Annotated in this window: 21 protein-coding genes; 8 read left to right on the forward strand and 13 right to left on the reverse strand. The window is 52.9% G+C overall.

Annotation, left to right across the window (positions count from 1 at the left end):
- Positions 1-12: 12 nt before the first annotated feature.
- The 5 genes from glgA to asd form a co-directional block, all read right to left on the reverse strand.
- Positions 13-1,446, reverse strand: coding sequence for a glycogen synthase GlgA (glgA, locus tag FOB24_RS23535; RefSeq protein WP_038634926.1), 1,434 nt, complete (start codon positions 1,444-1,446; stop codon positions 13-15).
- A complete protein-coding gene (gene glgC, locus FOB24_RS23540; RefSeq protein ID WP_006687433.1) occupies positions 1,446-2,741 on the reverse strand; it encodes a glucose-1-phosphate adenylyltransferase in 1,296 nt (431 codons plus the stop codon). The genes glgA and glgC overlap by 1 nt, the downstream gene beginning before the upstream one ends.
- 14 nt (positions 2,742-2,755) lie before the next feature.
- Positions 2,756-4,732: a glycogen debranching protein GlgX gene (glgX, locus tag FOB24_RS23545; RefSeq protein ID WP_150345517.1), complete on the reverse strand. Its 1,977-nt coding sequence runs from the start codon at positions 4,730-4,732 to the stop codon at positions 2,756-2,758.
- Positions 4,729-6,915, reverse strand: coding sequence for a 1,4-alpha-glucan branching enzyme (glgB, locus tag FOB24_RS23550; protein ID WP_150345518.1), 2,187 nt, complete (start codon positions 6,913-6,915; stop codon positions 4,729-4,731). The genes glgX and glgB overlap by 4 nt, the downstream gene beginning before the upstream one ends.
- Positions 6,916-7,188: 273 nt before the next feature.
- Complete coding sequence (asd, locus tag FOB24_RS23555; RefSeq protein WP_069323790.1) at positions 7,189-8,295, reverse strand: aspartate-semialdehyde dehydrogenase; 1,107 nt, start codon at positions 8,293-8,295, stop codon at positions 7,189-7,191.
- A gap of 191 nt (positions 8,296-8,486) precedes the next feature.
- On the opposite strand from asd, the gene yhgN reads away from it, so the two are divergent.
- Positions 8,487-9,080 carry an NAAT family transporter YhgN gene (gene yhgN, locus FOB24_RS23560; protein WP_003023480.1) on the forward strand — a complete coding sequence of 198 codons (594 nt, stop codon included), beginning with the start codon at positions 8,487-8,489 and terminating at the stop codon, positions 9,078-9,080.
- A gap of 257 nt (positions 9,081-9,337) precedes the next feature.
- Here yhgN and gntU read toward each other — a convergent pair whose 3' ends face one another.
- The 5 genes from gntU to FOB24_RS23585 all read right to left on the reverse strand — a co-directional run bounded on the left by gntU (position 9,338) and on the right by FOB24_RS23585 (position 14,331).
- Positions 9,338-10,678: a gluconate transporter gene (gene gntU, locus FOB24_RS23565; protein ID WP_032940610.1), complete on the reverse strand. Its 1,341-nt coding sequence runs from the start codon at positions 10,676-10,678 to the stop codon at positions 9,338-9,340.
- On the reverse strand, positions 10,678-11,208 hold the full coding sequence (gene gntK / locus FOB24_RS23570) for a gluconokinase (protein ID WP_038634945.1): 531 nt from the start codon (positions 11,206-11,208) through the stop codon (positions 10,678-10,680). Before gntK ends, gntU begins: the two co-directional genes overlap by 1 nt.
- Positions 11,209-11,349: 141 nt before the next feature.
- Positions 11,350-12,345: a gluconate operon transcriptional repressor GntR gene (gene gntR, locus FOB24_RS23575; RefSeq protein WP_038634949.1), complete on the reverse strand. Its 996-nt coding sequence runs from the start codon at positions 12,343-12,345 to the stop codon at positions 11,350-11,352.
- A 129-nt stretch (positions 12,346-12,474) separates the two neighbouring features.
- The gene (yhhW, locus tag FOB24_RS23580) at positions 12,475-13,170 is read right to left on the reverse strand and encodes a quercetin 2,3-dioxygenase (RefSeq protein ID WP_085049023.1); all 696 of its coding nucleotides are present in this window, start codon (positions 13,168-13,170) and stop codon (positions 12,475-12,477) included.
- Between the two features lie 123 nt (positions 13,171-13,293).
- Positions 13,294-14,331, reverse strand: coding sequence for an oxidoreductase (locus tag FOB24_RS23585; RefSeq protein WP_150345519.1), 1,038 nt, complete (start codon positions 14,329-14,331; stop codon positions 13,294-13,296).
- Positions 14,332-14,661: 330 nt separating this feature from the next.
- On the opposite strand from FOB24_RS23585, the gene yhhY reads away from it, so the two are divergent.
- The 6 genes from yhhY to FOB24_RS23615 all read left to right on the forward strand — a co-directional run bounded on the left by yhhY (position 14,662) and on the right by FOB24_RS23615 (position 20,450).
- Entirely contained in the window at positions 14,662-15,150 is a 489-nt protein-coding gene (gene yhhY / locus FOB24_RS23590) for an N-acetyltransferase (protein WP_069323786.1), read from the forward strand.
- A gap of 45 nt (positions 15,151-15,195) precedes the next feature.
- Positions 15,196-16,080: a hypothetical protein gene (locus tag FOB24_RS23595; RefSeq protein WP_087856277.1), complete on the forward strand. Its 885-nt coding sequence runs from the start codon at positions 15,196-15,198 to the stop codon at positions 16,078-16,080.
- Positions 16,081-16,402: 322 nt separating this feature from the next.
- Positions 16,403-17,617 (forward strand): PfkB family carbohydrate kinase, encoded by a 1,215-nt coding sequence (locus FOB24_RS23600; RefSeq protein WP_069323785.1) that lies wholly within the window; start codon positions 16,403-16,405, stop codon positions 17,615-17,617.
- Between the two features lie 15 nt (positions 17,618-17,632).
- A complete protein-coding gene (locus tag FOB24_RS23605; RefSeq protein ID WP_085049026.1) occupies positions 17,633-18,394 on the forward strand; it encodes a glutamine amidotransferase in 762 nt (253 codons plus the stop codon).
- Positions 18,395-18,447: 53 nt separating this feature from the next.
- Positions 18,448-19,419 carry a DMT family transporter gene (locus tag FOB24_RS23610; RefSeq protein ID WP_069323783.1) on the forward strand — a complete coding sequence of 324 codons (972 nt, stop codon included), beginning with the start codon at positions 18,448-18,450 and terminating at the stop codon, positions 19,417-19,419.
- Positions 19,416-20,450 carry a phosphotriesterase family protein gene (locus FOB24_RS23615; RefSeq protein ID WP_150345520.1) on the forward strand — a complete coding sequence of 345 codons (1,035 nt, stop codon included), beginning with the start codon at positions 19,416-19,418 and terminating at the stop codon, positions 20,448-20,450. The genes FOB24_RS23610 and FOB24_RS23615 overlap by 4 nt, the downstream gene beginning before the upstream one ends.
- A 44-nt stretch (positions 20,451-20,494) precedes the next feature.
- Here FOB24_RS23615 and ggt read toward each other — a convergent pair whose 3' ends face one another.
- Entirely contained in the window at positions 20,495-22,240 is a 1,746-nt protein-coding gene (gene ggt / locus FOB24_RS23620) for a gamma-glutamyltransferase (RefSeq protein WP_190971850.1), read from the reverse strand.
- A gap of 117 nt (positions 22,241-22,357) precedes the next feature.
- Between ggt and FOB24_RS23625 the strand changes: the two genes are divergently transcribed.
- Positions 22,358-22,801: a DUF2756 family protein gene (locus FOB24_RS23625; RefSeq protein ID WP_150345521.1), complete on the forward strand. Its 444-nt coding sequence runs from the start codon at positions 22,358-22,360 to the stop codon at positions 22,799-22,801.
- Here the strand turns inward: FOB24_RS23625 and ugpQ are convergent.
- Positions 22,798-23,541: a glycerophosphodiester phosphodiesterase gene (gene ugpQ / locus FOB24_RS23630; protein WP_087856273.1), complete on the reverse strand. Its 744-nt coding sequence runs from the start codon at positions 23,539-23,541 to the stop codon at positions 22,798-22,800. The genes FOB24_RS23625 and ugpQ overlap by 4 nt on opposite strands.
- Entirely contained in the window at positions 23,538-24,608 is a 1,071-nt protein-coding gene (locus FOB24_RS23635) for a sn-glycerol-3-phosphate import ATP-binding protein UgpC (RefSeq protein WP_069323779.1), read from the reverse strand. The genes ugpQ and FOB24_RS23635 overlap by 4 nt, the downstream gene beginning before the upstream one ends.
- Position 24,609 lies beyond the last annotated feature (1 nt).

Below are 24,609 nucleotides of genomic sequence, written 5' to 3' on the forward strand. Positions count from 1 at the left end.
ATTCCTGGATATCTATTTCAAGCGGTAGTAAAGCTCGCGGTAAGACTTCGCCGCGACTTGCCAGCTAAAATCCATGGTCATGGCCTGGCGTTGTACAAACCGCCAAAGCGAAGGCCGGGACCACAATACGAAAGCACGCCGGATCGCGCGTAGCAGCGACCAGGCATTACTGTCCTCAAAGACAAACCCACTGGCGATACCGTCCGCCAGGTTTTCCAGCGAACTGTCAGAGACCGTATCCGCCAGCCCACCGGTACGCCGCACCAGCGGCAGCGTGCCATACTTCAGCCCATACAACTGCGTTAAGCCGCACGGTTCAAAACGGCTGGGTACCAGAATGACGTCGGCCCCACCCATGATGCGGTGCGAGAAGGCTTCGTGATAACCAATTTGCACCCCTACCTGTCCCGGATGTTCCGCCGCAGCGGCCAGGAAGCCTTCCTGTAATACTGGATCGCCCGCGCCAAGCAGCGCCAGTTGCCCCCCCTGCTCTAACAGACCCGGCAGAGCCTCCAACACCAGATCCAGCCCTTTCTGACTGGTCAGACGGCTCACGACAGCAAACAGCGGCACTTTATCGTTAACCTTAAGTCCCATCGCAATTTGTAGCTGACGTTTGTTCTCCGCCTTCTCATCCAGCGTGTCGCGTGTATAGCGCGAGGCCAGTAGCAGATCGGTTTCCGGGCTCCAGATTTTTTCATCAACGCCGTTCAGCACGCCGGAAAGTCGCCCTTCCCGATGACGCTGTTGCAACAGACCTTCCATGCCGTAGGCAAACTGCGGTTCGGTAATCTCCCGCGCGTAGGTCGGACTCACCGCCGTGATGTGGTCGGCGTAGTACAACCCGGCCTTCAGGAACGAAATCTGCCCGTTAAACTCCAGCCCGTGCACATTAAAGAACGACCATGGCAATTGGATGTCATCCATATGCTTTGCATAAAACATGCCTTGATACGCCAGGTTGTGGACGGTGAACACCGATTTCGCCGGATGGCCGCGCGCCGCCAGATACGCCGGGGCCAGACCGGCATGCCAGTCGTGCGCATGCACCACATCCGGGCGCCAGAATGGGTCAAGCCCGCAGGCCATTTCACATCCGGCCCAGCCGAGCAACGCAAAACGCAGGACGTTATCGGTATAAGCGAACAGGTTGGTGTCGTGATACGGACTACCCGGACGGTCATAGAGATGCGGCGCGTCCACGAGGTAAATGCCGACGCCGTTGTAATGCCCGAACAGCAGCGTAATTCTGCCTGCAAAGGTATCGCGACGCGTCACCACCTGAGCATCAGGAATGCCGCGACGGATATCCGGAAACGCCGGGAGCAGCACGCGGGCATCTACACCGTCCGCAATTTGCGCGGCCGGTAACGCCCCAAGAACATCCGCCAGTCCCCCGGTTTTAAGCAGGGGGAACATCTCTGAACATACGTGTAAAACCTGCATTATCGCTCCTGTTTGATTTGCAGTTTGCGCAGCATTTCACGCGTGACCAGCACAATGCCTTCTTCTGAGCGGTAGAAGCGACGAGCATCCTCTTCCGCATTTTCACCAATCACCATGCCTTCAGGGATAACGCAGGCACGGTCAATGATGCAACGACGTAACCGGCATGAACGTCCTACCCATACTTCAGGCAACAACACTGCCGAATCAATGTTACAGAATGAATTCACCCGCACTCGCGGGAACAGAACGGACTGCACCACCACCGAACCAGAAATAATACAGCCGCCGGAGACCAGCGAGTTCAGCGTCATTCCGTGGCTACCGGAACGGTCCTGCACAAATTTCGCCGGCGGCAGAGATTCCATATGCGTACGGATTGGCCAGTCCTGGTCGTACATATCCAGTTCAGGCGTCACCGAGGCCAGATCGAGGTTGGCCTTCCAGTAAGCTTCCAGCGTTCCCACATCGCGCCAGTACGGCTCGGATTCCGGGTCAGACTGTACGCAGGACAACGGGAAGGGATGTGCATACGCCATGCCAGCTTCGGTGATTTTTGGGATGATGTCTTTACCGAAATCGTGACTGGAGTTTTCATCGAGGTCATCTTCCGCCAGTAACTCATACAGGTAATCGGCGTTAAAAACGTAGATCCCCATGCTGGCAAGAGATTTGGTCGGGTCACCCGGCATGGCTGGCGGGTTGGCAGGTTTTTCAACGAACTCGATAATTTTGTCGCTGTCGTCCACGTCCATCACACCAAACGCGCTGGCCTCTTCGATAGGCACCGGCATACAGGCCACGGTGCAACGCGCGCCCTTCTCGACATGGTCGATCAGCATACGCGAGTAGTCCTGCTTATAAATATGATCGCCTGCGAGGATCACTACATATTCCGCTTTGTAGCGGCGAATGATGTCCAGGTTTTGGGTTACCGCATCCGCCGTGCCGCGATACCAGTTTTCACCCTGCATTCTCTGCTGCGCAGGCAGCAGATCGACAAACTCGTTCATCTCTTCGCTAAAGAACGACCAGCCGCGCTGAATATGCTGTACCAGCGTGTGCGACTGGTATTGCGTGATCACGCCGATACGGCGGATGCCGGAGTTAATACAGTTGGATAAAGCAAAATCGATAATGCGGAATTTACCGCCAAAGTGCACGGCCGGCTTGGCACGTTTATTGGTCAAATCTTTCAGGCGGGTACCGCGGCCACCGGCCAGGATCAGGGCAACAGATTTTAATGGCAGCTGGCGCGCCAACATAACACGATCGTTCTTCTCTAAACTCACCATGACTAACTCCTTTTTTATCCTCTATGGAACACACACAATCCGTGCGCAGGTCCCTGCCAGACAGCCGTAAGCACCGGATTGTCCTCTCCGGCAAATGGGGGAATAGCTCGCCATTCCCCTTCAGGTAAAACGATATCTGTCACCTCAAGCGTGGCGTTTATTGCAATCAGGAAACGGTCAGAAAGCAGGATTTGCATCTGCCTCGGGCCGTTTTGCCACTCATCCGCACTTAAGGGTTGTGCGTACTTATTCAGCCAATGAACATTGCCATCGCCCTCTTCCCACCAGCAATCGCCCGTTAATGCGGGGATTTGCTGGCGAAGATGAATCAACGCGGCGGTAAAGGTGGTTAGTCCACCGTTTGCCTGCTGCCAGTCCAGCCAGGTTAAGGCGTTATCCTGACAGTAAGCGTTATTGTTGCCGTGCTGGCTATGGCCATGCTCGTCGCCGGCCAGCAGCATCGGCGTCCCTTGAGAGAGCAACAGCGTACTCAACAGCGCATGAATGCTGTCGCGCCGCCGTTCAATCAGGTCCAGCGAGCCGCCTAACCCTTCTTTACCATGATTATCACTGTAGTTATTGCTAGTGCCGTCGCGATTTTCCTCACCATTCGCTTCATTGTGCTTATTTGTGAAGCACACACAGTCACGTAGGGTAAAACCGTCGTGCGCGGTCACCAGATTGACCGTGGCGCTGGGTTTGCGGCCATTGCGTTTAAACACGTCGCTGGATGCGGCAAAACGCCCGGCGAATTCTCCTAAAGAGAGATTACGCTGGAGCCAGAAACGTCGCGCCGCATCGCGAAAATGGTCATTCCACTCGGCAAACGGCGGTGGAAAGTTCCCCACCTGATACCCGCCTTCACCGATATCCCACGGTTCCGCAATCAGTTTGATGCGTGAGAGCAGCGGACAGTTTTGGATTGCAGTGAACAACGGCGCATCCTGACGAAACGTAGGCGTACGTCCCATAACCGACGCTAAATCAAAACGAAAACCATCCACGTGGCAAGTTTCAACCCAGTAACGCAGGCATTCACACGCATACTCGACAACGCCGGGATGGCTCAGATTGAGGGTGTTCCCACAACCGGTCCAGTTGTAGTAATCGCCATCATCCCTGATCCAATAATAGCTACGGTTATCAATTCCGCGCAGCGAGAAGACGGGCCCTTCGAGATCCAGCTCGGCGCTGTGGTTCAAAACGATGTCGAGAATGACCTCAATCCCCGCTTTGTGCAGCGCTTTCACCGCATCACGGAACTCATCCAACGCGCTCTCCGGCGAGCAGGCGTAAGCCGGATGCAACGCGAACATAGCGACCGGGTTGTAGCCCCAGTAGTTCGACAAGCCCAGCCGCTGCAGACGCGGTTCGCTGGCGAAATGCGCCACCGGTAGCAGCTCAAGCGCAGTAATGCCCAGGCGTTTGAAATAGTCGATCATCACCGGATGACCCAGCGCTTTATAGGTTCCGCGAAGCTCTTCCGGCAGCTCAGGGTGCAGATACGTCAGTCCTTTGACATGCGCTTCGTAAATCACGGTATTGCCCCACGGCGTGCGCGGCGGGGCATCGTCTTCCCAGTCATAATGGTCGGACACCACCACACTCTTCAGCGCGATGGCGGCATTATCATGATGATCAGGTTCATTTAGCCCGCCGTGCAGCAGCGGGTTATCTTTTAACGCGCCATCCACCCGGCGCGCATAAGGATCGAGCAACAGTTTCGCCGGGTTAAACCGGTGGCCTTGCTCTGGTTGCCACGGACCATGTACGCGATAGCCATAGCGCAGGCCCGGACGGGCGTTGGCCAGATAACCGTGCCAAATATCGCCGCTACGCCCCGGCAGGTCATAGCGGAGTTCACAGCCTTGCTCATCGAAAACGCATAATTCAACGCGTTCGGCGTGGGCCGAGAAAAGCGTGAAATTGACGCCATGGCCGTCATACGTTGCACCATGCGGGGTGGCGTTGCCGGTTGCCAGATGCGTCATTCCCCCTCCCGAACCAGCCAGATCGTCGCCAACGGCGGCAACGTCAGGCTCAGTGAGTGCTGGCGGCCATGACTGGCGATTTCATCGCTATGCACCGCGCCGCCGTTACCGGTATTGCTACCGTGGTAATGCATCGAATCGGTATTGAGGATTTCACGCCATTTGCCCGGCTGATTGATACCGAAGCGATAGCCGTGGCGAGGTACTGGCGTAAAATTGCTGATAACGATAATTTCGTTGCCGGCCTTGTCACGACGAACAAAAATCAGCACCGAACGTTCTTTATCGTCAACCACCAGCCATTCAAAGCCATAGCCGTCAAAGTCGAGCTCGTGCAGTGCCTTGTGATGGCGATAAGTATGGTTCAGGTCACGCACCAGACGTTGCACCCCGTGGTGCCAGTTATCGCCGCCTTCCAGTAAGTGCCAGTCCAGACTGACGTCGTGATTCCATTCACGTCCCTGAGCAAACTCGTTGCCCATAAACAGCAGTTTCTTACCCGGGAAGGCCCACATCCAGCCGTAGTAAGCGCGCAGGTTGGCAAACTTCTGCCATGCGTCTCCCGGCATGCGGTCGAGAATGGATTTTTTACCGTGCACCACTTCATCGTGCGACAGCGGCAGAACAAAGTTTTCGGTGTAGTTGTACAGCATGCCGAAGGTCAGCTTGTCGTGATGATACTGACGATAAACCGGATCCAGTTTCATGTAGTCCAGCGTGTCGTGCATCCAGCCGAGGTTCCACTTATACCAGAACCCTAAACCGCCCATGTCCTGCGGTCTTGATACGCCGGCAAAGTCGGTTGACTCTTCCGCCATGCTTACGGCGCCGGGCACCTGCTCGCCAAGAATACGATTGGTATTGCGTAAAAATTCAATCGCTTCGAGGTTCTCACGACCACCAAATTCATTCGGGACCCATTCCCCTTCTTTGCGGCTGTAGTCGCGATAAATCATCGATGCCACGGCATCCACGCGCAGCGCGTCAATCCCAAAACGTTCAATCCAGTACAGGGCGTTACCCACCAGATAGTTGCTGACCTCACGGCGGCCGTAGTTGTAGATCAGCGTATTCCAGTCCTGGTGATACCCTTCACGCGGGTCACTGTGCTCATACAACCTGGTGCCATCAAACTCTGCCAGACCAAAATCATCTGACGGGAAATGGCCCGGAACCCAGTCCAGAATGACGTTCAGCCCCGCCTGATGCGCGGCATTCACAAAATAGCGGAAATCATCACGCGTCCCGAAACGACGGGTCGGCGCATACATACCGGTAGGCTGGTAGCCCCAACTGCCGTCGAACGGATGCTCGTTAATCGGCAATAGCTCGAGATGGGTAAAGCCCATCCACTTGGCGTAAGGAATCAGTTGATCCGCCAGTTCGCGGTAGCTCAGCCAGAAGTTGTTATCAGTATGACGACGCCATGAACCCAGGTGCACCTCGTAGATAGAGATCGGCGCATCAAACTGGTTGGCTTTTTTGCGCTCCTCGCTTTGCACCACTTTTTCGGGCAGGCCGCAGATAAGCGACGCGGTCTCCGGGCGCATCTGCGCTTCGAAGGCGTAAGGGTCAGCTTTAATGCGCAACTTACCGTTAGCATCGATCATCTCGTATTTATACAACTGACCATGCTGTGCGCCGGGGATAAACAGCTCCCAGATACCGCTCTCTTTGCGCAGACGCATCGGGTGGCGACGGCCATCCCAGTAGTTGAACTGCCCGACCACCGAAACACGTTGGGCGTTGGGCGCCCAGACTGAGAAACGCGTACCGGTTACGCCATCCATGGTATCCGCATGCGCGCCCAGCGTTTCGTAAGGCCGCAGGTGCGTACCTTCAGATAACAGCCAGGCATCCATATCCTGGATTAGCGGACCAAAACGATAAGGGTCATCAATAAGATTCTGCTGGCCATGCCAGACAACGGCTAACTGATAACGAAAGAAATTTTTACGGCGGGGAAGTACTGCACAGAAAAAACCGCGAGAGTCGAGGCAGTCCAGCTTGCCGACTTTACGTCCGGTTTTGGGTTCGATCACCCACACTTCTGTGGCGTCTGGAAGTAAGGCGCGGACTTCAAGTCCCGCGTCAGTTTGATGCATACCGAGTACGGAAAAAGGATCCGCAAAATGGCCTGCAATTAGCGCATTAATCACGTCTCTATCGATACGAACGGACATGGTTGTCATCCTGTTTTATGGTGTCACGCCTTCCAACTGATTTTCGACATCAGGTAGTGACACTTTTTTTGACCTGAACGGCGCAGCACAATTGTGCATCCTCTCTGCGTCGTCCCACCTTCAGGCAACAACTTAATACCTCCGGTACTAAGTCACCCTTAAAGAATAGCCAATGCTTTATCTTACTCCTGGTAAAAAATGAAACATCTGCGCTTACTCCTGTATTACGCAAAAAAAGGGGTGATTCCTCACCCCTTGATCGTTAACAAATTATTACGCCAACTGGCGCAGCATACGGCGCAATGGCTCCGCAGCACCCCACAGCAACTGATCGCCCACGGTAAAGGCTGACAGGAACTCCGGTCCCATATTCAGCTTACGCAGACGGCCTACTGGCGTGGTCAGCGTACCGGTAACGGCCGCCGGGGTTAACTCACGCATGGTGATCTCCCGATCGTTTGGCACCACTTTGGCCCACGGATTGTGCGCCGCCAGCAGTTCTTCCACGGTCGGAATAGACACATCTTTTTTCAGTTTAATGGTGAACGCCTGACTGTGGCAGCGCAGCGCGCCGACGCGCACGCACAGGCCATCAACCGGGATCACGGCAGAGGTGTTGAGAATTTTGTTGGTTTCCGCCTGTCCCTTCCACTCTTCACGGCTCTGACCGTTATCGAGCTGTTTGTCGATCCACGGAATCAGGCTCCCGGCCAGCGGTACGCCAAAGTTATCAACCGGCAGTTCGCCGCTGCGGGACAGGGTCGTCACCTTACGTTCGATGTCGAGAATAGCAGAGGAAGGGGTCGCCAGTTCATCGGCCACATGGCCATACAGATGGCCCATCTGGGACAGCAGTTCACGCATGTGGCGCGCGCCGCCGCCGGAAGCCGCCTGATAGGTCGCCACGGAAACCCAGTCGACCAGGTCATTGGCAAACAGGCCGCCGAGGGACATCAGCATCAGGCTAACGGTACAGTTACCGCCGACAAAAGTCTTAATACCTTTGTTCAGACCGTCGGTAATCACATCCTGGTTAACCGGATCGAGAATGATGATGGCATCGTCTTTCATGCGCAGCGAGGAGGCCGCGTCAATCCAGTAACCCTGCCAGCCGCTTTCACGAAGCTTTGGATAGATTTCGTTGGTATAATCGCCGCCCTGACAGGTCACGATGATATCGAGCGCCTTCAGCGCGTCCAGATCAAAAGCGTCCTGAAGCGTGCCGGTCGCGGTTCCACCGAACGTCGGTGCCGCCTGCCCGAGCTGGGAAGTAGAAAAGAAAACAGGGCGAATGGCGTCGAAGTCACGCTCCTCAACCATGCGTTGCATGAGAACAGAGCCGACCATACCGCGCCAGCCGATAAAACCAACATTTTTCATAGCGTTTTTTTCCTGCGAAGATGTGTGCTGTGTATGTATGCCAGTGTCCTGGTGGCATATCCTTCACCATACAAAATGCAGCCAAAGTCGCAAGTGAAATTAATCAATGATAGCGAAGCCATCAGTAATGCGACTTATCCCGCTGCGCAAGCAAGCAGAAAGTCCGCGGTAATTATCAGGGAATTTGAGTTATGAATGAAATCATTTCAGCGGCAGTTTTATTGATCCTGATTATGGATCCGCTCGGAAATCTGCCCATTTTCATGTCCGTATTGAAACATACCGAACCAAAACGCCGCCGCGCGATTATGATTCGCGAGCTGTTCATTGCGCTGTTGGTGATGCTGATATTCCTGTTTGCGGGCGAGAAAATTCTGGCATTTCTTAACCTGCGTGCAGAAACCGTCTCGATCTCCGGGGGCATCATTTTGTTCCTGATCGCCATTAAGATGATTTTCCCCAGCGCCACCGGGAACAGCACCGGCCTTCCGGCAGGCGAAGAGCCGTTTATCGTACCGCTGGCAATCCCTCTGGTGGCCGGGCCGACAATCCTGGCCTCGTTGATGCTGTTATCACATCAGTACCCAAATCAGATGGGACATCTGGTGATAGCGCTACTGATCGCCTGGGGCGGGACATTTGTGATTCTGCTGCAGTCGTCGCTGTTTTTACGTCTGTTGGGCGAGAAAGGAGTGAACGCGCTGGAACGTCTGATGGGATTGATTCTGGTGATGATGGCAACCCAGATGTTCCTCGATGGCGTACGGATGTGGATGAAGGGGTAATTTCTCTTTATTTGGATCAAATAGCATGTTACCCGGAGAACAGTTCCGTTCACGTTATGTTCATTGCTTCTCTGAGATCTCGTCACCAGTGAACGTGTTAAGGGGGCTACGCAGCCCCCTTAACAATCCCGGCTCTCCGGCAGGAAAATCACCGCGTCGCGGTTCCCTCGCCTTATTCCTCCAGGCTACCCGGCCTACGATGTGGTTCTGTGCCCGTTTCCAGGCCCGGTAAGCGCAGCGCCACCGGGCAACAAGACTCAGCTCAGCAGCTGGAAAGCAATCATACCGACAATCGCGCCGACCGTACCGAGGATGGTTTCCATCATCGTCCAGGTCTTCAGCGTTTGCGCTTCGGTCGCGCCGGTGAATTTCCCGAACAGCCAGAAACCGGCGTCGTTAACGTGGCTGACGACGATTGAGCCGCCTGCGATACAGATAGACAGCGCCGCCATCTGCGCGCCGGAGTAGTTCAGTTGCTCAATCACCGGCATGACCAGACCGACCGCCGTTAAGCAGGCCACGGTCGCGGACCCCTGAATGATACGTACTGCCGCCGCCAGCACGAAGCAGGTAATGGCAATGGGCAGCCCCATACCGGTTAACGCTTCACCCAGGGCCGGGCCAACGCCGGAATCAACCAGCACCTGCTTGAACACGCCGCCCGCACCAATCACCAGCAGAATAATCCCCGCCGGTTGCAGCGCGTGACCACAAATCTCCATCACCCGATCTTTTGCCATGCCCTGGCGCACTGCCAGGCCGTAAATCGCCACCAGACAGGCAACCAGAATCGCGGTAAACGGGTGACCGATAAACTCGAACCATTCGTAGGTTGAAGAACCGACCGGCACAAAGCGCGCGGCGATGGTTTTCAGGCCAACCAGTACTAACGGCAGCAGGATCAGCGCCAGACTGAAGCCAAAGGAGGGCATTTTGCCTTCGCCAAGATGCGGCTCGGTAATGTCTTCTGGCACATGCAGTTCAACGTAACGGCTGATGAAATTGCCCCACAACGGCCCGGCAATAATCATGCCCGGAATGGCTGCGCACAGGCCAATCAGGATCATCCAGCCAAAGTCAGCGTGCATTTGGGATGCGAGCAGCATCGGCGCAGGTCCCGGCAGCAGGAACGCCGCAGCGGCCGCCACCCCCGCAAACAGCGGAATAACCAGCTTCACCAGGTTCGTTCCGGTGTGACGCGCCATTGAGAACGCCACGCTTATCAGCAGCACAATCGCCACTTCAAAGAACAGCGGTAGCGCGCAAATCAGGCCGGCCAGACCAATCGCATAATGCGCGCGGCTGTGACCGAAAGATTTCAGCATCTTGACGGCAATCTGATCGACCGCGCCGGTCTCGTGCAAAATCTTGCCAAACATCGCCCCCAGCGCCACCACAATCGCCAGAAAGCCGAGCGTGCCTCCCATCCCTTTTTCCATGGTCGCCGCGATTTTATCAAGCGGCATACCGGAAAAGAGACCTGCACCAATAGACACCACCATCAAAGCAACAAAGGCATGCATACGCGCCTTCATCACCAAAAACAGCAGTAATAAAACAGACCCTACTGCTGTTAAAACAAGCGTTAATGTAGTCACTACTTACTGCCCTGGTTAATCACTTCAATGGTGCTAGCTACCACACCGTCCAGCGGCTGATCGATATCAACCACCAGAACATCTTTTTCATTCGCATCCGGTTCTTCCAGCGCTTCGAACTGGGTTACCAGCATTTGCGTTTTGAAGAAGTGCCCTTTACGCGCCTTCAGGCGGCTTTCGATTACGTCAAAATCGCCCTTCAGGTAAATGAATGAGAGGTTCGGGTTACCGTCGCGCAGCTGATCGCGATAGACTTTTTTTAGCGCGGAACAGACGATCAGCGACACCTTATTGGTACGCTGCATCGCAAAGGCGGCGTCATTCAGCGCCTGTAACCACGGTTTACGGTCGTCATCGTTGAGTGGCTCACCGGAAGCCATTTTCATGATGTTGCTGCGCGGATGGAGAAAATCGCCATCAAGAAACGCGGCCTGCAGTTGATGCGCCACTTCACTTGCGACAGCAGATTTACCGCTGCCTGATACGCCCATCAGAACGTAAACGTGGTGATCATGATTAGTCGTGCTCAAAGCGTTGCCCCCACTGGTACAAGAATCAGGAAATTGTTACGGGTAACTGTTATCGGTAACATTGTCCAGCCGGATAAATAGAGAAGCAATATCCATTCGTGCCCGAAGTGTATAAGTGTGAGCTACTTCAAAGTTGTTGGCTTAAATAGATCCACCCGGTGACAAGGTGAAACCTAAATCTAACATTTTAGGTGTGACTGCTTCACCTCGGATGCGCGCCAGCAGGCGTTCTGCGCCAATGCTGCCCATTCGTTCACGCGGCGTGAGCACACTCGCCAGACGCGGCTCCATTACCTGACCGATATCATGGCCGTGGAAACCGGCAATCGCCATATCGTCAGGGATTCTCAGCCCTAAACGCTGACATTCAAATGCCGCCCCTACCGCCAGGTCATCGTTGGTACAGAACACACCATCCAGTTGCGGATATTCACGCCGCGCCTGACGGATAAGTTCAATACCGGATGAGTAAGATGAAGACTGCTCCACCATCACGCTGTACGGCACCAGATTGGCATCGCGCATAGCCTGTTCGTAGCCCCTCTGTTTGATGATAGTACGTTCATCAAGACGCGCGCCAAGATAAGCAACATGACGGTGCCCGCGGGCGATGATAGCGGCGGTCATCTGACGTGCGGCCTCGAAGTTATCAAAACCGACGGCGATATCCAGACACGGGGACTGACTGTCCATCAACTCGACGACCGGGATACCCGCGACTTCGATCATTTTCAGCGTACGGGGTGTATGGCTACGTTCAGTGAGGATCAGACCATCGATATTCCACGACAGCATCGACTCCAGACGCTCTTGCTCCATTTCGGGCTTATAGCCGTAGTGCGCCAGCATGGTTTGATAACCATGCGCGTCGGTGACGGCCTCAATGCCGCGTAACACTTCCGCAAAAACCTGGTTGGTGAGAGACGGTAACAGCACGCCGATAGCGCGACTGGTGGCGTTAGACAGGATATCAGGTGCGCGATTGGGAATATAACCCAGCTCATCAAGTGCAGCGGCAATTTTGCCCCGCAGCGCCACGGAGACCTGCTCCGGGTTACGCAAAAAGCGACTGACCGTCATTTTGGTGACGCCCACGCGGTCGGCTACATCCTGAAGTACGGGTCTTTTCTTTTTCATCGTCCTGAAGCGTTAAAAAGGGATAGATTTCCCCAGTTTACCACGGACGCACGGAATTAATGACAAACGATGAAAAGCCGGATGGCAACGCTTTCGCGTCTTATCCGGCCTACATCAGGTTACAGCACGTTATACCGGTGGCAGGTCAAACAGTAACACTTCGCTGTCGCTATCGGCATGAATCGAAATTGCCTGCTCATCCCAGATTGCCAGACCATCGCTGGTGGTGGCTTTGGTTCCGTTAATGGTGACATTGCCTTTTACCACCTGGATCCAGACGCGGCGCTCGGCGGCAATCTGATGCACCGACTGCTCATCTTTGAGCAGCGCCCAGCGGTACAACTCCATATCCTGGTACACTTTCAGCGAACCATCGCGGGCATCCGGCGACAGCACCAGCTGTTTGCCCTGCACCGCATCGAAACGGCGCTGTTCATAGCGTGGCGTAATCCCGTTTTCCTGCGGCATGATCCAGATTTGATACAGGTGTAGTTTCTCAGTATTGCTCGGGTTGTACTCCGAGTGTCGGATCCCCGTCCCGGCGCTCATAATCTGGAATTCACCGGCCGGAACCTGCTCTTTGTTGCCCATGCTGTCCTGATGCTCCACCACGCCTTCCAGTACGTAGGTCAGGATTTCCATGTCTTTATGGGGGTGAGTGCCAAAGCCCTGACCTGCGTCGATCACGTCATCGTTAATCACGCGCAGTGCCGAAAACCCCATAAAGTTCGGGTCATAGTAGTTAGCAAAAGAAAAGGTATGCCAGGAATCGAGCCAGCCATGATTCGCATGACCACGGTCGTTCGCTTTGCGTAAATAGATCATTATGTTCACCCCCAGATGTTTTCGATGGAGTAAGTGTGGACCCAATCCGTCTGGGATCATAGAGGGTGAAAATTGACTCCTCTGTTCAAAAAATATGAACAACCTCAGAGGAGTCGGTAAGAGCTATTTGGCGAGGGTTATCGTCGCGGGAGACGCCTGTTCGAAGGCCCGTTCGAGGATTTCCAGGTTGGTAAGAACTTCAGATTCCTTGACGTAATTAGGCGTACCGACGGTCAGCGTGTGGTACAGCGCATCATAGACGCGACCGTAGTCCCCCACTTCCGGTTTCACCTCTTCTTTCACCGTAACGCCATCATCATTGACATACTCCAGCACACCAACAGAATCGTCAGCGGCGAAACCGGGTTCGCCGGGCATAATATTGGCCTTCAGGCTGGTTTCCTGCTGGTCGATACCGTACTTCACAAACGAGCCTTTGGTGCCGTGAACAATAAACTTCGGATAGTCGATTTTCACCAGATGGCTGGTTTTCACAATGGCTTTCAGGTCACCGTAGAACAACTGCGCTTCAAAGGTATCATCCGGGTTCGCCTTGTTGCGCAGACTGCGAATGTCATAGGCTACATGGTCGGGACGCCCGAACAGCGAGATAATCTGATCCATGGTGTGTACGCCCAAACCATAGAATGCGCCGTCCTGCGGCAGGCCCGGTTTGGTTTCCGCCACGGGTCGGTAGTAGTCAAAATGGCTTTCAACTTCCACTATTTCACCCAGTTTGCCGCTCTCAATCGCTTTTTTAGCCGTGAGAAAACAGGAATCAAAACGACGATTCTGATACGGAGTGACGGTCAGTCCTTTGCTTCGCGCCAGTTCGAACAACACTTTTGCTTCCGCCAGCGTCGGCGTGAACGGTTTCTCAACCAGCACGCTTTTACCCGCCTCCAGCGCGCGTTTGGCATATTCAAAATGGCTATCAGCATGCGTACAGACGATCACCAGTTTTACCTGTGGATCGCCCAGCACCTCATCCAGATCGCTGGTGAAGTGAATGTGGGAATAGATCGGCGCCTGCTCTTCCGGTTTAGCGTGACGACGGAAAATATGCGCGACATGCCAGGTATCTTTACGATTCAGAACGTAAGGGAGATGGTAACGGGTGGTGCTTTTACCGAATCCAATAAATGCGCAGTGTAAGGTCATGAGACGATCCTTTTGAAGGTGATTGTTTACACCATAGCGCAAAGCGTGAGGAGACTGAATGTTGGATTCTTTGCCGGGGACAAAATGGCAAGTAAGCCAGGCTGAAACAAAACCCAAAAAAAAAGCCAGCAAAAGCTGGCTAAAATAATACTGGAAGCAATGTGAGCAATGTCGTGCTTTCAGGTTCTCCGTAGGGGTTCCCCTGAACGCAGAGCAATAATAATCATTCTCATTCGCACTTGTCTACTTCTTTTTGCAAAAAAATGCAGTTGACGGAATTTTCTTTCTCAGCGAGTGTAAATGCTCAATTAACCCTGCAGGAGATAAGGAATGAGTGAGATAGTGATACGCCACGCTGAACCGAAAGATTACGACGCCATTCGTCAGATTCACGCCCAGCCGGAGGTGTACCACAACACGCTACAGGTTCCTCATCCTTCCATGGAGATGTGGCAAACGCGACTCGCCGATCAACCGGGGATCAAACAGTTGGTGGCCTGCATCGATGATATCGTCGTGGGACATCTTTCCATTGCAGTTGCCCAGCGCCCGCGCCGCAGCCACGTCGCTGATTTCGGTATTTGCGTTGACGCTCGTTGGCAAAACCGCGGCGTCGCCAGCGCGCTGATCCGCACCATGATCGACATGTGCGACAACTGGCTGCGCGTTGACCGCATTGAGCTAACGGTATTTGTTGATAATGAGCCCGCCGTGGCGGTCTATAAGAAGTACGGCTTTGAAATCGAAGGCACCGGTAAGAGATACGGCCTGCGCAACGGTGAGTATGTTGATGCCTACTTTATGGCGCGCGTGAAATAAATCTCAGGGCGAATTTTTCGCCTTGCTTATTGAAAGGACGCAATAGTGAAAAAGTACCTTCTCCTGGTTTTGCTGGCCTCGCTCTCCCCTGCTTTTGCCACTACCGTACAAAATCTCGATTCCGTACCCAGTGCAATCCAACATCCTGAAGGTAAACAAATTTTCGCTGAGCAAATGGCGGGAGCAACACCAGCGAAAGGATTTGGCGAGCTTCCACAGGGATTATCTGAGAACCAGTGGATTGCCTGGGTTGCGCCGAATGAAGATCCTGGCAACCTGATCCTCACGGGTGCCAAAGCCTGGGGCAAAGACGGCAAATATATTGGCGTCGCCTGTTTCGCTGACAATCAGGCCGATGCCGGGCAGGCAAAGAAATACGCAGATAACAACTGCCCGGAAAACTACAGCAACGGACGCGCTAATAAATTATATCTCGGCGTTTTTTCCTGGCAGAACCAACGGCTAACACCGATTGCTCGTTCGGAAAAACCGTTAAACCAACTCTCGGGGTGGAATAAAGCCGCCGAAAAAGAGAGCGATGATGAGTCCGCCAGACCGCTGGCTTATTATACAAAACTGGATCTGGCACCGTACCGGATAGCACCCGATACACTGGCATTCGGGGTGCGGGGTGGATACTCTGATGCGTATTCCGGCGGTGGCGCATTTTATGAAGTACTGGAACTCTATGCGATCAAAGACAACAGGATAATCAACATATTTTCTGACCTTGTTTATCAATATACGGACATCGCTGGAGACTGGAATAAAGATGGCACAAGGCAGCATGACATCGACGAAAGTAAGTACATTCTCAAAATGCGCTCGGCAAAGACGCACGGATTTTATGATTTAGAACGCGTTAACCTGCAGGATAAAAGCAGCCAAATATTCCACTGGTCTGAATCACTTCAGGGATATGTGCCATAACCACTCCACCTGGCCTACATCATTCAGAATACTGTAGGCCGTTATTCTTAATTTCCCGCCGTTAAATCCAGAAACGGAAGCGCCACCCTGTCCTGAAATAAAGTTATTGATTGCTGCCCATCTTCTCACCGCCGTCATGCTCAGGCCCAACAACCCTCTGAATTATATGGCTATTCACTTTTTATCTTCATCTCTATTTTTCGTAACCTTAATAAAATTAATATTACATTTTTGTTTTTTTTTGGTTTCTGCCGTCACTTTATGGTGACAATCACAACAATATACTTCCCCTGGGACTAACTTAACCACGGTGAGGTAAAAAATGAAATTTGAACGCCATCATAGAATATTGAAAGAACTCAGTATTTCGGGAGCTGTAAAAGTTTCAAATCTGGCGAAATGTCTCAAGGTAACAAAGGAAACTATTCGTTCAGATCTCAATGAACTTGCCGGACAGGGATATCTTACTCGCTGTCATGGTGGTGCATTTATTACCCTTGATTCTCTTGATAACGTCGCAAAAAATGAAATTGCTTATGTGCTGGAAAAATATGAATCAGCACAGAAAATAAAAAAAGGTCTCTCTGCCATGAAAAATAATGTATGTGTTATTGGCTCGTTCAATGTTGATATTATCAGTTATCTACCGAGATTACCCTCAACGGGAGAATCATTGCTTGCCGATAAATTTATTTTTTCACCCGGCGGTAAGGGATGTAATCAGGCATTAGCCGCGAGCTATGCCGATTCTGATGTGCATTTTATTACTAAAGTAGGTTCAGACCATTTTAGTGATTACGCCATTAATTTTATAAACTCATCAAAAATCCATAAAAGTGTTATCTACCAGACCAAAGAAACACAAACAGGTACAGCAACCATCATGGTGAATGGAGATACCGGAGATAATGTCATCGCTATCTACCCTGGCGCCAACATGACAATTTCCCCTGATGAAATCACCATTCAGAAAGAAGCCATTGTTCATTCAGATATTGTTCTTGTACAACTGGAGACGAATTACGAAGCACTGCAGCAAACAATTCGTCTCGCACAAAAAAATGACATACCAGTCATTATCAATCCAGCGCCATACAATGACATGGTTAACACCATCATTGATAACATTGACTATATTACGCCGAATGAAACGGAAGCGGGCCTGCTGGCCAATATGGCGGTTAATGATATCGAATCAGCCAAATGCGCAGCCAAAATTATTCATCAGAAAGGCGTCAAAAATACCATTATTACGTTAGGTAGCAAAGGTTCTCTCGCTTATGACGGAACACAATTCATCTATTCCCCGGCATTTCCGGCAGTAGTAAAAAACACCGCTGGCGCTGGCGACGCTTTCAATGGTGCTCTCGCCTCTGGCCTGGCTAAAGGAAAATCACTGGCATCCGCATTGTGCTACGCCAGCGCATTTGCCTCGCTTGCGGTTGAAACGCCGAATGCGTCTGATATGCCGGAAAACGAATCCGTTCTTCATCGCATTCAGGGTTCACATTACAAACAAACTATCTCTACTCACTAAATCAAGGGGCAGACTATGAACAATACGCAGAAAAAACTAAATGTGCTCTTTATTGGAGAATCCTGGCATATTCACATGATTCATTCAAAAGGTTATGACAGCTTCACTTCCAGTAAATATGAAGAAGGCGCTACATGGTTACTGGAATGCTTGAGGAAAGGCGGCGTTGAAATTGATTACATGCCTGCCCACACGGTACAAATTGCATTTCCAGAGAACATTGATGAGTTAAACCGTTACGATGTTATTGTTATTAGCGACATTGGTAGCAATACCTTCCTGTTGCAAAATGAGACATTTTATCAGCTAAAAATAAAGCCAAATGCCCTGGAATCAATTAAAGAGTACGTCAAAAATGGCGGTGGACTACTCATGATTGGCGGCTATCTGTCATTTATGGGTATTGAGGCAAAAGCCAATTATAAGAACACCGTTCTTGCTGAGGTTCTGCCAGTTATTATGCTTGATGGCGATGACCGGGTAGAAAAGCCAGAGGGTATCTATGCTGAGGCTGCCTCACCTGAACATCCTGTTGTTAACGGATTCTCAGATTATCCGGTATTTCTGGGATATAACCAGGTCGTCGCCAGAGACGATGCCGATGTTGTCTTAACAATAAATAATGACCCATTGTTAGTGTTCGGTGAATACCAACAGGGTAAAACCGCCTGCTTTATGAGTGACTGCTCCCCACACTGGGGAACCCAGCAGTTTATGTCATGGCCATTTTATACCGACCTGTGGGTCAACACGCTTCAATTCATCGCCAGAAAATAAAAAACAATGGAGTAACGAAAGTTACTCCTTTTATAAAATATAAGGATTGATGTATGAACAAGAATAAGTACTCAACCCCCTTACTGATGCTTGCCACCATCTTAGCCGGTATGCTTTCCCCGATGCAGTCTGCCGTTAATGGACAGTTAGGACACTGGTTACAAGACGGTAATGCTTGTGCAGTAATCTCGTTTGCCAGCGGTCTGGTCGTCATGTTTTTTATTATTATTGCGCGCAAAGAAACACGCCAGCAATTCGCCTCAATACCCACTCTGATTAAAAAGAGAAAAATCCCGCTATGGAATTGGTTTGCAGGATTATGCGGGGCGATGGTCGTATTTTCTGAAGGCGCATCCGCCAGCGCGCTGGGCGTTGCCACCTTTCAAACGGCATTAATTTCCGCCCTGCTCCTTTCCGGCCTGCTGTGCGACCGTTTTGGCGTCGGTGTGGATGAGAAGAAATATTTTACGCCATGGCGCATTACTGGCGCATTGTTCGCAGTTATCGCCACAGTTTTTGTCGTGTCGCCACAGTGGCACTCCACCTCGTTTATCCTGCTCGCTATCCTTCCCTTTTTGGCAGGGTTACTCGCTGGCTGGCAGCCTGCGGGGAATGCTAAGGTCGCCGAGGCAACAGGCTCCATGCTGGTGTCCATTACATGGAACTTCATTGTCGGCTTTTGTGTCCTGGGCGCGGCGCTGGCGATCCGTATCGCATTAGGCCATGTCACCGTCCAGTTACCCGATACATGGTGGATGTATCTCGGTGGTCCTCTGGGTCTGCTGTCCATCGGGCTGATGGCGATTCTGGTGAGAGGCTTAGGGCTATTGATGCTGGGCGTAGCGTCAACAGCGGGCCAACTGCTTGGCTCTGTGCTAATTGATGAATTGATCCCTTCATTAGGCAATACGGTCTACCTGGTCACCATCATCGGTACGCTGTTCGCGTTAGTCGGTGCGATTGTTACCACCATACCTGAATACAGAGCATCCAAAATGGCGCAAAAAATGGAGGTGTCAGGATGAAAGGTTTCCTGCAAACCGTAACTGGCCCGGTGGCGAATACTGATATGGGTCTGACGCTACCGCATGAACATCTGTTTAACGATCTGTCATCGGTCGTTGACGAGCCACATTATGCTTTTTCACAGCAACTGGTGGGAAAGAAAGTCAGTGCTGACCTGCAGTGGGGGCTGAAACACGACCCCTACTGCTGCGCCGATAACATGGACCGAAAAGAGATTGATGATGTTATTTTTGAAATCAATAACTTTATGTCCCTGGGCGGCAGGACGATTGTCGACGCCACGGGATCAGAATCCATTGGGCGGGACGCCTCAGCGCTACGAGAAGTTGCCTTAAAAACGGGTTTGAATATCGTTGCGTCATCGGGGCCTTATCTGGAGAAATTTGAAAGCACCCGGATCCATAAACCTGTCGAGCTGTTAGCCTCACTCATTGATAAAGAACTGAATCAGGGTATTGGCGAGACGGATATTCGTGCTGGCATGATCGGTGAAATCGGCGTATCACCTGCTTTTACCCAAGCGGAGCGTAACAGCCTGCGAGCAGCGTCTCTGGCACAATGTAACAACCCCCACACGGCGATGAATATCCATATGCCGGGGTGGCTGCGACTGGGGGATGAGGTGCTGGATATTGTGCTGGAAGAAATGAACGTCTCTCCGGCAAAAGTCTCGCTGGCGCATTCGGACCCTTCAGGAAAAGATGTCGTCTATCAACGTAAAATGCTCGACCGCGGCGTATGGCTTGAATTTGACATGATTGGTCTGGACATTACCTTCCCAAAAGAAGGTGTCGCGCCGGGCGTTCAGGAGACAGCTGATGCGGTAGCACACCTGATTGAGTTAGGTTACGCCGACCAAATCGTTTTAAGCCATGATGTTTTTCTCAAACAGATGTGGGCAAAAAATGGGGGGAATGGTTGGGGATTTGTCCCGAATGTTTTCCTCGCCTATCTGGCTGCACGTGGAGTAGACAACAATACTCTTCGTAAGCTCTGTGTTGATAATCCAGCTCGATTACTCACGGCATAATCTGCAAATAGCCCGGTGCCTGACACCGGGCCTGGTAGTAAAAATCAGTATCCCGCCGTTAAATCATCCACGGAACGCGGGTCGGACGCGCCATACAGGGCGCCATCCGGCCCAACCATAATACTTTGCGTGCTGCCCATCGCCTCTTTCAGCGCCACTTTCTGTCCTTTTTGCTCCAGCAACTTGAGCGTGTCCGGGCTGAAGCCCTTCTCGACGCGAAGCTCATCCGGCAACCACTGATGATGGAAGCGCGGCGCGTTGGTCGCTTCGGCGACGTTCATTCCGAAATCAATGCTGTTCACTACCATTTGCAGCACAGTAGTGATGATTCGACTCCCGCCAGGGCTGCCGGTCACCAGCCAGGTTTTCCCGTCTTTTACCACGATAGTCGGCGACATCGACGACAGCGGACGCTTCTTCGGCCCGACCGCGTTGGCATCGCCGCCCACCAGTCCGTATACGTTCGGCACGCCCGGCTTGGCAGAGAAATCGTCCATTTCATTATTGAGCAGAATACCGGTATTACCCGCCACAATCCCGGTGCCGAAGGTTGTATTCAAGGTATAGGTCACCGCCACGGCATTGCCGTCTTTATCCACCACCGAGAAGTGGGTGGTCTGGTTGCTTTCATACGGGGCGAGCTTGCCCGGTTTTATCTGGCTGGAAGGTTTGGCCTTGTTGATATCAATTTGATCGGCCAGCGTTTTCGCATAGGCTTTGTTGGTCAGCGCCTGCCACGGCACTTTCACAAAGTCCGGGTCACCCAGATACTCTGAACGGTCGGCATAGGCGTATTTTTCCGCTTCCGCCATGATTTGCATGGCATCGGCGCTGCCAAAGCCGTACTTCTTCATGTCGAAGTTTTCAAGAATATTGAGAATTTGCACGATGTGAATACCGCCCGAGGATGGCGGCGGCATGGAGAAGACCTGATATCCGCGATAGTCACCACTGATTGGCGTACGCTCAACGGCTTTATAGCTGGCTAAATCCTCTTTGGTCATCAGACCGCCGTTCTTCTGCATTTCGCCGGCAATCTGGTCGGCAATCGCCCCTTTATAAAACGCATCCGGGCCGTTTTCGGCAATCATTTCCAGGCTTTTCGCCAGATCCTTCTGGACCAGCTTATCGCCCTTCTTCAGCGGCTCGCCGTCTTTCCAGAAAATGGCTTTGCTGTTCTCATGATTAGGGATCACTTCGCTGCCGTAAGTTTTTAAGTCGTCGGCCAGCGCATCGTTAACCACAAAACCCTCTTCCGCCAGCTTCATCGCCGGACGCACTACTTTATTCAGCGGCATCGTGCCGTATTTCTCCAGCGCCAGCGAGAAACCCGCCACGGTACCCGGCGTACCGGATGCCAGATGCGACGTCAGCGACTTTTTCGCATCGGCGTTACCCTGATCGTCGAGGAACATATCACGGGTCGCGGCAGCAGGCGCCATTTCACGAAAATCAATCGCCGTAGTGTTACCGTCTTTGGTGCGCAGCAGCATAAAACCACCGCCGCCCAGGTTCCCCGCCTGAGGATGCGTCACCGCCAGCGCGTAACCAACGGCGACGGCGGCATCAACGGCATTGCCCCCCTGTTTGAGGATATCCACCCCGACCTGGGTGGCTAACGCATCCACCGAGGCCACCATTCCCTGCTGCGCACGCACGGGATGGAACACATCTTCCTCGACACCGTAGGATACCGGCGGTGGCGCTGCCGGCGCGGCAGCAACGCTAAAACAACTTCCTGAGAGCAGAGCAGCAATGGCTACCCGGCGTAAAAACGTCGGTTTTATCATCGTTATTCTCCAGATGTATGGGGTCGGCCCCCACTAAGCCTGGTGCATAACTCTGAAATAATCATCGTAACGGCGAGAAAGGAGTAAACTTAAGCGATCCCCGAGAGGAGAAAAGCGATGAAACGATTCTTACTTTTAGCCATGCTATTGCCGTTTGCAGGCTTTGCACAGCCCATCAACACCATGAATAACCCGAATCAACCGGGTTACCAGATCCCGAGCCAGCAGCGTATGCAAACCCAAATGCAAACGCAGCAAATTCAGCAAAAAGGGATGCTCAACCAGCAGTTGCAAACGCAAACCCGCATGCAGCAACAGCATATGGAAAACCAAATCAACACCAATTCCCAGCGAGTCCTTCAGTCCCAGCCTGGAGAGTTGAATTCGGGTCAACAGCAGATGCTGCCCAACAGCAACGGTGGCATGTTGAACGGAACCCGCAACCCGGACAGTTCGCTGAATAAACAGCAACATATGCTGTCGGAGAAAAAGAACGGCGACATGCTGAAGCCCTCCAGCACGCCGCAGCCTAACGTTCCGTTAAAAACGATTGGGCCTTAATAGGGTTGAAAATCCGGTCCTATCGTATCAATAGCATCGGTACAGATGCAGTCCACTCCCCAGCGCAGCAGCTCTGCCGCGCGCTGGGGTCGGTTGACGGTATAAACCAAAATACGTAGCCCCGCGTCGCGCAACGCATCCACGCGCGCTTCATCCAGCAGCTTATGATTAAGATGAATCGAGACGCAGCCGAGCCGGGTAGTGAGTTCGCGCCAGTCGTCACGCCATTCATCAAGCAGTAAACCGCGCGGCAGTTCTGGAACCGCCTGCTGCGCCGCTTCAAGCGCGTCAATTTCAAAAGACGACAACAGCGGCGGCGTCATTCCCGCCCACAGTTCACGCGCGGCCAGCGCCACGACTTTGCCGGTTAACGTTCCGGTGCCGGTAGTGGGTTTAATTTCAATATTCGCCATCATGCCGTGCTGACGGCAGCGCGCGGCCACTTGCGAGAGCAGCGGCAGCGGTTCGCCTTTAAACTCGCCGCTAAACCAACCGCCTGCGTCCACGCGTAATAGATCCTGCCAGTTCAGTTCACCCGCCACGCCCCAGCCGTTACTGGTCCGTTCGAGATTGTCGTCGTGCAGCAAAAAGATCTCGCCGTCTTTCGACAACTTAGCGTCAAACTCAATCATGGTATGCCCGTATCGCGCCCCCACGTCGATCGCCGCCAGGGTGTTTTCCGGAGCCAGCTTACCGCCGCCGCGATGGGCGACAATGTGGGGATAAGGCCAGTTACTCATACGCGTTGTCCTGTTTCGCCATCAAAAAGATGCAAATGATTTTCTGGCAGATGCAGCCACAGCGTGCTGCCTGCCGTCGGGCGATGCTGATGCGCCAGTCGCACCACCAGCTTTTGCTCGCCCCAGCGCCCGTGCGCGAGGTTATCCGCACCCAGCATTTCCAGCGTGTCGACAACCAACGGCACACCGCCATCGGCCTGCGAGCTTAACGCAATATGCTCCGGGCGGATACCCAGCGTCATGTTACGCCCAATACACTCCCGGACGCTCCTGGCGATGGGCAAAGCCATGCCGTCATCCAGTTCAAAATGCGTACCCGAAGCGCTAATACGCCCATCCAGCAGGTTCATCGCCGGGCTGCCGATAAAGCTCGCCACAAAGCGGCTGGCAGGTTTCTCGTACACTTCAACCGGCGTACCGATCTGCTCGGCAATGCCTTTGTTCATCACCATCACCCGCTGGGCAAGGGTCATCGCTTCAACCTGATCGTGCGTCACATACAGCGAGGTGGTTTTCAGTCGGCGATGCAGATGTTGTAACTCCAGACGCATCTGGACGCGCAGCTTGGCATCGAGGTTAGAAAGCGGCTCATCGAACAGGAATACCGCCGGATCGCGAACAATCGCCCGTCCCATCGCCACGCGCTGACGCTGGCCGCCGGAAAGTTCGCGTGGGCGACGTTTGAGCAGTTCACCCAGTTCGAGAATACGTGCCGCCTCTTTCACCCGCTCGGCAATATGCTCCTTACCCATTCCACGGATCTTCAGCCCCCATGCCATGTTTTCTTCTACGCTCATATGCGGGTAGAGGGCATAGTTCTGGAACACCATCGCAATGCCGCGATCTTTCGGCTCCATCTCGGTGACGCGCTTATTATCGATCCAGATATCGCCGCCGCTGACCCGCTCCAGCCCGGCCACCATCCGCAGCAGCGTAGACTTGCCGCAGCCGGATGGCCCGACCATCACGATAAACTCCCCGTCCGCAACGTCCAGCGTCAGCGGTTTAATCACCTGGGTTTTGCCATCCCAGCTTTTGGTTACTGCCTGTAGTTTTAAACCAGCCATT

The sequence above is a fragment of the Citrobacter werkmanii genome (assembly GCF_008693645.1).
GTDB classification, from domain to species: domain Bacteria; phylum Pseudomonadota; class Gammaproteobacteria; order Enterobacterales; family Enterobacteriaceae; genus Citrobacter; species Citrobacter werkmanii.

Coding starts and splice junctions, on each gene's coding strand:
- glgA (WP_038634926.1), bottom strand. CDS start 1,446: ATGCAGGTTTTACACGTATGTTCAGAGATGTTCCCCCTGCTTAAAACC.
- glgC (WP_006687433.1), bottom strand. CDS start 2,741: ATGGTGAGTTTAGAGAAGAACGATCGTGTTATGTTGGCGCGCCAGCTG.
- glgX (WP_150345517.1), bottom strand. CDS start 4,732: ATGACGCATCTGGCAACCGGCAACGCCACCCCGCATGGTGCAACGTAT.
- glgB (WP_150345518.1), bottom strand. CDS start 6,915: ATGTCCGTTCGTATCGATAGAGACGTGATTAATGCGCTAATTGCAGGC.
- asd (WP_069323790.1), bottom strand. CDS start 8,295: ATGAAAAATGTTGGTTTTATCGGCTGGCGCGGTATGGTCGGCTCTGTT.
- yhgN (WP_003023480.1), top strand. CDS start 8,487: ATGAATGAAATCATTTCAGCGGCAGTTTTATTGATCCTGATTATGGAT.
- gntR (WP_038634949.1), bottom strand. CDS start 12,345: ATGAAAAAGAAAAGACCCGTACTTCAGGATGTAGCCGACCGCGTGGGC.
- yhhW (WP_085049023.1), bottom strand. CDS start 13,170: ATGATCTATTTACGCAAAGCGAACGACCGTGGTCATGCGAATCATGGC.
- FOB24_RS23585 (WP_150345519.1), bottom strand. CDS start 14,331: ATGACCTTACACTGCGCATTTATTGGATTCGGTAAAAGCACCACCCGT.
- yhhY (WP_069323786.1), top strand. CDS start 14,662: ATGAGTGAGATAGTGATACGCCACGCTGAACCGAAAGATTACGACGCC.
- FOB24_RS23600 (WP_069323785.1), top strand. CDS start 16,403: ATGAAATTTGAACGCCATCATAGAATATTGAAAGAACTCAGTATTTCG.
- FOB24_RS23605 (WP_085049026.1), top strand. CDS start 17,633: ATGAACAATACGCAGAAAAAACTAAATGTGCTCTTTATTGGAGAATCC.
- FOB24_RS23610 (WP_069323783.1), top strand. CDS start 18,448: ATGAACAAGAATAAGTACTCAACCCCCTTACTGATGCTTGCCACCATC.
- FOB24_RS23615 (WP_150345520.1), top strand. CDS start 19,416: ATGAAAGGTTTCCTGCAAACCGTAACTGGCCCGGTGGCGAATACTGAT.
- ggt (WP_190971850.1), bottom strand. CDS start 22,240: ATGATAAAACCGACGTTTTTACGCCGGGTAGCCATTGCTGCTCTGCTC.
- FOB24_RS23625 (WP_150345521.1), top strand. CDS start 22,358: ATGAAACGATTCTTACTTTTAGCCATGCTATTGCCGTTTGCAGGCTTT.
- ugpQ (WP_087856273.1), bottom strand. CDS start 23,541: ATGAGTAACTGGCCTTATCCCCACATTGTCGCCCATCGCGGCGGCGGT.
- FOB24_RS23635 (WP_069323779.1), bottom strand. CDS start 24,608: ATGGCTGGTTTAAAACTACAGGCAGTAACCAAAAGCTGGGATGGCAAA.